The organism is bacterium (assembly GCA_030654305.1).
Classification (GTDB): Bacteria; Krumholzibacteriota; Krumholzibacteriia; order LZORAL124-64-63; family LZORAL124-64-63; genus PNOJ01.
Genome location: JAURXS010000419.1, coordinates 1 through 5,412 on the forward strand (window position 1 = coordinate 1; position 5,412 = coordinate 5,412).

The following is a 5,412-nucleotide window of genomic DNA, read 5'->3' on the forward strand; positions in this document are numbered from 1 at the left end:
GGCCGGGATCGTGCCCTGCACGCCGCTGGGGGTGTCGGTGCTGCTCGAGCACTACGGGATCGACGTCGCCGGCCGCCACGTGGCGGTGGTCGGGCGCAGCGTGATCGTGGGCCGCCCCCTGGCCATGCTCCTGTCGCGCAAGGGCGCCGGGGGAGACGCCACCGTCACCCTGTGCCACTCGCGCACCCCGGACCTGCCGGCCGTCGTCTCGGGCTGCGACGTCGTGGTCGCCGCCCTGGGATCGCCGGGGTTCCTGGACCGGCGCCACGTGGCGCGCGGGGCCGTGGTCGTGGACGTCGGCATCAACCGGGTCGACGACCCGGGCTCCGACAAGGGCCATCGCCTCGTCGGCGATGTCGCCCCCGAGGTCCTCGACGGCTGGGCGGCGGCCTACACGCCGGTGCCCGGCGGGATCGGCCTGATGACCATCGCCATGCTGATGCGCAACACCTACGAGGCCGCGGCCCGACGGGCGGCCCGCGCGTGAACGCCGCGCTTGACGCCGATCTGGCCGCGGCGCTGGCTGCCGATCGCCGCCTGGTCGAGGCGGCCCTGCGCCGGCGCCTGGCCCCGGCTCCCGGCTTCCCGCCGCGCTTGCGGCAGGCCATGGCCCACTCTCTGCTCGGCGGCGGCAAGCGCCTGCGGCCCCTGCTGCTGCTGTGGACCTACGACGCCCTGCGCACGCGGCGGGCGTCCCCGCGCGACGAGGCGCTGGCCGCGGCCGTGGCCCTCGAGATGATCCACACCTACTCGCTCGTCCACGACGACCTGCCGGCGATGGACGACGACGACCTGCGCCGCGGCCGCCCGACCTGCCACGTCGCCTTCGACGAGGCGACCGCCATCCTGGCCGGTGACGGCCTGCAGGCCCTGGCGTTCGAGATCCTGGCCGGGATCCCGCGGCGCGGGGCCGACCTCGTGCGGATCGCCGCCGCGGCGGCCGGTCCGTCCGGCATGGTGGGCGGCCAGCAGGAGGACCTCGACGCGGCCGGCCGCGACCTGACGGCCGCCCTGATCCGGCGCATCCACGCGGGCAAGACCGCCCGGCTCATCGGCGCCCCCCTGGCCATGGGCGCCCTGCTGGCCGGGCGCGACGCCGCCGCGGCGGCGGACGCCGACCGCGCCGGGCGCGTGCTGGGGCTGGCCTTCCAGGCGGCCGACGACCTGCTCGACGTCGAGGGCTCGACCGCGTCCCTGGGCAAGACCGCCGGCAAGGACGCGGACCAGGACAAGGCCACCTGGGTACGCCTGGAGGGCGCTGAAGCGGCGCGGGCCCGCACCGCCCGCCTCGGCCGGCGCGGCACCCGCGAATTGCAGCGGCTGCTGCCGCCCGGGCCGGAAGGCGCGCGGCTGCTGGCCCTGGTCCGCCTGCTCTGGGAACGAGATCGCTGACCATCCTTGTGTTGCGGCCCGCACCTGGGCCGGGCTATGTTCTGTCCCTGCCCGCGCCCGGACCCCGTCCGGGCGGCGCCACCCCAGCCAGGGCCGCTCCGCCGGCCGACGGGAACGATGACGCGCATCCTCGACAAGATCGAACTCCCCGACGCCCTGGCCGGCCTGTCGCCCGCCCAGCTGGAAGCGGTGTGCGCCGAGCTGCGCGACGAGATCATCACGACGGTGGCCTCCACCGGGGGCCACCTCGGAGCCAGCCTCGGGGTGGTCGAGCTCACCGTGGCGCTGCACCACGTCTTCCGCTCGCCCCACGACAAGATCATCTGGGACGTCGGCCACCAGGCCTACGGGCACAAGCTGCTGACGGGGCGGCGCTCCGACTTCGGGACCCTGCGCCAGGAAGCGGGCGTCAGCGGCTTCCCCAAGCGCTGCGAGAGCGTCCACGACCACTTCGGCGTCGGCCACGCCAGCACCTCGATCAGCGCCGCCCTGGGCTTCGCCAAGGCCCGGGACCTGAACGGGCGCGACGAGTCCGTCATCGCCGTCATCGGGGACGGGGCCCTGACCGGCGGGCTGGCCTACGAAGGTCTCAACAACGCCGGCCAGCTGCAGTCGGACCTCATCGTGATCCTGAACGACAACGCGATGAGCATCTCGCCGAACGTCGGGGCCATCGCCAAGTACCTGACGCAGATCACGTCCGGCCAGGTCTACACGCGCTTCGAGGCCGACCTCTGGAACATGCTGGGCAAGCTGCCCCGCGGCCAGCTCGCCCAGAAGCTGGCCAGCCGGATCAAGGAGGGCCTGAAGCAGGTCGTCGTCCCGACCATCCTGTTCGAGGAGCTGGGGTTCACCTACTTCGGCCCCATCGACGGGCACGACCTGCCGCTGCTGGTGCAGACCCTGCAGGCGGTGCGCAAGCTCAAGGGACCCGTGCTGGTCCACGTCGTGACGCAGAAGGGGAAGGGCTACGCCTTCGCGGAGGAGGACCGGGCCCGCTACCACGGCGTCGGCAAGTTCGACAAGGCCGAGGGGCTCAAGCCGACGGTTGCGTCGACGCCCAGCTACACCGACGTCTTCAGCCGCGCGATGCTGGAGGCGGCGGCCGCCGACCCGCGGGTCGTGGCCATCACCGCGGCCATGCCCGAAGGCACGGGTCTCAAGGCGTTCCGCGATCGCTACCCCGACCGCTTCTTCGACGTGGGCATCGCCGAGCAGCACGCCGTCACCTTCGCCGCCGGCCTGGCGTGCGCCGGCATGCGACCCGTGGTCGCGGTCTACTCCACGTTCCTGCAGCGGGCCTACGACCAGGTCATCCACGACGTGGCGCTGCAGAAGCTGCCGGTGGTCTTCGCCATCGACCGCGGCGGGATCGTGGGGGAGGACGGGCCCACCCACCACGGCGTTTTCGACCTCAGCTACCTGCGGACGGTGCCCAACCTCGTGCTGATGGCGCCGAAGGACGAGCCGGAGCTGTGGCGCATGCTCGCCACGGGTCTGGCCCGCGACGACGGGCCCAGCGCGCTGCGCTACCCCCGCGGCGCCGGGCCCGGCCAACCGCTGCCGGACTCGGCCCAGCCCCTGGAGATCGGGCGCGCCGAGGTCCTGCGCGAGGGGCGCGACGCCTGGCTGCTCGCCGTCGGCAGCATGGTGGCGCCCTGCCGCGAGGCGGCGGTGCGCCTGGAAGCCGCGGGCCTGTCCGTCGGGGTGGTGAACCTGCGGTTCATCAAGCCCCTGGACGCCGACCTGCTGCAGCGCATCCTGCTCCCCGGCGTCCTCGCGGTCACGGTGGAGGAGAACACCGTCGTCGGCGGCGCGGGCGCCGCGGTGCTGGAGTGGGCGGCCGCGCGGGGCGGCGACGAGATGCCCGACGTGATGACGCTCGGTCTGCCCGACCGCTTCCTCGACCAGGCTTCGCGGGACGTGATCCTGCACGGCGTCGGCCTCGACGCGGCGGCCATCGCGGACCGCGTCCGGCTGCGCTGCCGCACGGGACGGGCCCGCGCGGCCACCTGAGACGACGGGACCGCCATGCCGATCCGCAAGCTGGGTCTTTTCGGCAATCCGGGCAAACCGGAGATCGCGGCGGCCGTGGCCGAGGCGGCGGCGTGCTGCCGTCGGGCGGGCGTGCCGCTGCTGGCCGCCTCCGACCTCGCGGAGTTCGCCCCCGGCGTCACGATCGTCGGGGAAGAGGAACTGCCCGACCGCTGCGACGTCGTCGTCGCCTTCGGCGGCGACGGCACCATGCTGCGCGCGGCCCGCACGATCGGCCACCGCGCCACGCCCCTGCTCGGGATCAACCTGGGTTCGCTGGGCTACCTGACCGACGTCCCGTCGGCCGAGCTCGTCGCGAGCCTGGACCAGTTGTTCGCCGGCGCCTACTCGGTGACCGAGCGCACGCGCATCCGCGGCCGGGTCCGTCGCGACGGCCGGGACATCGTCGAGCTGGAGGCCCTCAACGACCTCGTCGTCAACATGGGCCCCGTGCCGCGCGCCCTGCTGATGGAGATGCGCATCGACCAGGTGACCCTGGGCCGCTTCCTCGGCGACGGCCTGATCGTCAGTACACCGACGGGCTCCACGGCCTACAACCTGTCGGCAGGCGGCCCGATCGTGCACCCCGGCGTGCGCGGCTTCGTGGTGACGCCGATCTGCCCGCACAGCCTGGCGATCCGCCCCCTGCTCATCCCCGAGGACAAGACCGTCGAGCTGCGCTTCGCCGACGTGGGGCAGGGCGCGACCCTGACCGCGGACGGGCAGGCCGCCTATTCGGTGGCCAGCGGCGACGTCATCCACTACGCGCGCGGCGAGCACCCCGTGCGGCTCGTCAAGTTCCCCCACAGCGACTTCTTCCTCGCCATGCGCCACAAGCTCCAGTGGGGCGCCATCCAGCGCCGGTCCACCGGAGAATGAGATGCTGGCCTCCCTGCGCATCTCCCAGTTCGGTCTGGTCGACGACCTCGTCCTGGCGGTCGGGCCGGGCCTGACCATGCTGACCGGCGAGACCGGCGCCGGCAAGTCGATGATCGCCGGCGCGCTGTCGGTGCTGGCCGGTGCGCCGGTGCCCAAGGACCTGGTGCGCGAGGGCGAGGACGAGGCCTACGTCGAGGGCGTCTTCGACCTCGCCGAGCGTCCCCGGACGCTGGCCCGCCTGCGCGAAGCCGGCGTGCTGCCGGGCTCCGACGGCATCCTGGTGGTCCGTCGCGAACTGCGCCGTGCCGGCCGCAACCGTGTGTTGATCAACGGGATTCTCTCTTCTCTTCAAGTGCTGGATCAAGTCGGGCCGCTGCTGATCTCGGTGCAGAGCCAGGACCAGCAACGGGAGCTGGAGCGCTCGGGCCACGCCCGCGACCTGCTGGACGATCTCGCCGGCGGCATGGCGCAACGCGCCGCCGTCAAGGCGGCCTGGGCGGTCTGGCAGCGGGCCGGCACGGAACTGGCCGAGCGGCGGCGCGACGTCCAGGCCGGCCGCGAGCAGCTGACGCTGTGGCGCTACCAGCGCGACGAACTGGCGGCGGCGGGCTTGCGCGTCGGCGAGCAGGAGGAGATCGCCGAGTCCCTGGCCGTCGCCCGGCACGCGGCGGAACTCCAGTCCGCGGCCGCCGCCGCCCTCGAGGCGGTGACCGACGAGGACCGCGGCGCCGTCGTCCGCCTGGCCCGCGCCGCCCGCGAACTCGAGCGCCAGTCGGGCCGCAGCAGCCGCCTGGCCGGCGCCCTGGAGAGCCTGCACGCCGCCGCGGACCTGGCCGGCGAAGCGGCCCGGGTCCTCGAACGTTTTTTGGATGGCTTCGACGCCGATCCGGAGGATCTCGAGGAGCTCGAGCGGCGGGCCCAGCTGTACCAGGACCTGCAGCGCAAGTACCGCTGCGACGTCGCCGAACTGGACGACCTGCTGGTGCGCCTGCACGACCGCGTGGCCCGCCAGGAAGCCGCCGACGACGATCTGGCCGATCTGGAAGCCGCCCTGCAGGAGTCCGGACGGGTGCTGGCGCAGGCCTGCTCCGACCTGCGCCGGCTGCG

5 protein-coding genes are annotated in these 5,412 nt (G+C 73.8%); all 5 read left to right on the top strand.

What is annotated here, in order from left to right; genetic code table 11:
* On the top strand, window positions 1-487 hold a 487-nt coding region (locus Q7W29_12185), incomplete at its 5' end, for a bifunctional 5,10-methylenetetrahydrofolate dehydrogenase/5,10-methenyltetrahydrofolate cyclohydrolase (GenBank protein MDO9172575.1).
* On the top strand, window positions 484-1,392 hold the full coding sequence (locus Q7W29_12190; protein MDO9172576.1) for a polyprenyl synthetase family protein: 909 nt from the start codon (window positions 484-486) through the stop codon (window positions 1,390-1,392). The genes Q7W29_12185 and Q7W29_12190, both read left to right, overlap by 4 nt.
* A gap of 117 nt (window positions 1,393-1,509) precedes the next feature.
* Window positions 1,510-3,408 (top strand): 1-deoxy-D-xylulose-5-phosphate synthase, encoded by a 1,899-nt coding sequence (dxs, locus tag Q7W29_12195; GenBank protein ID MDO9172577.1) that lies wholly within the window; start codon window positions 1,510-1,512, stop codon window positions 3,406-3,408.
* A 15-nt stretch (window positions 3,409-3,423) separates the two neighbouring features.
* Window positions 3,424-4,305, top strand: a complete 882-nt coding sequence (locus Q7W29_12200; GenBank protein ID MDO9172578.1) for an NAD(+)/NADH kinase — start codon at window positions 3,424-3,426, stop codon at window positions 4,303-4,305.
* A gap of 1 nt (window position 4,306) precedes the next feature.
* A partial coding sequence (locus tag Q7W29_12205) for a hypothetical protein (protein MDO9172579.1) occupies window positions 4,307-5,412 on the top strand: 1,106 nt, incomplete at its 3' end.

Bases quoted from the DNA above. Each gene is read 5' to 3' on its own strand.
- Q7W29_12200 (MDO9172578.1), top strand. From the start codon at position 3,424: ATGCCGATCCGCAAGCTGGGTCTTTTCGGCAATCCGGGCAAACCGGAG.
- dxs (MDO9172577.1), top strand. From the start codon at position 1,510: ATGACGCGCATCCTCGACAAGATCGAACTCCCCGACGCCCTGGCCGGC.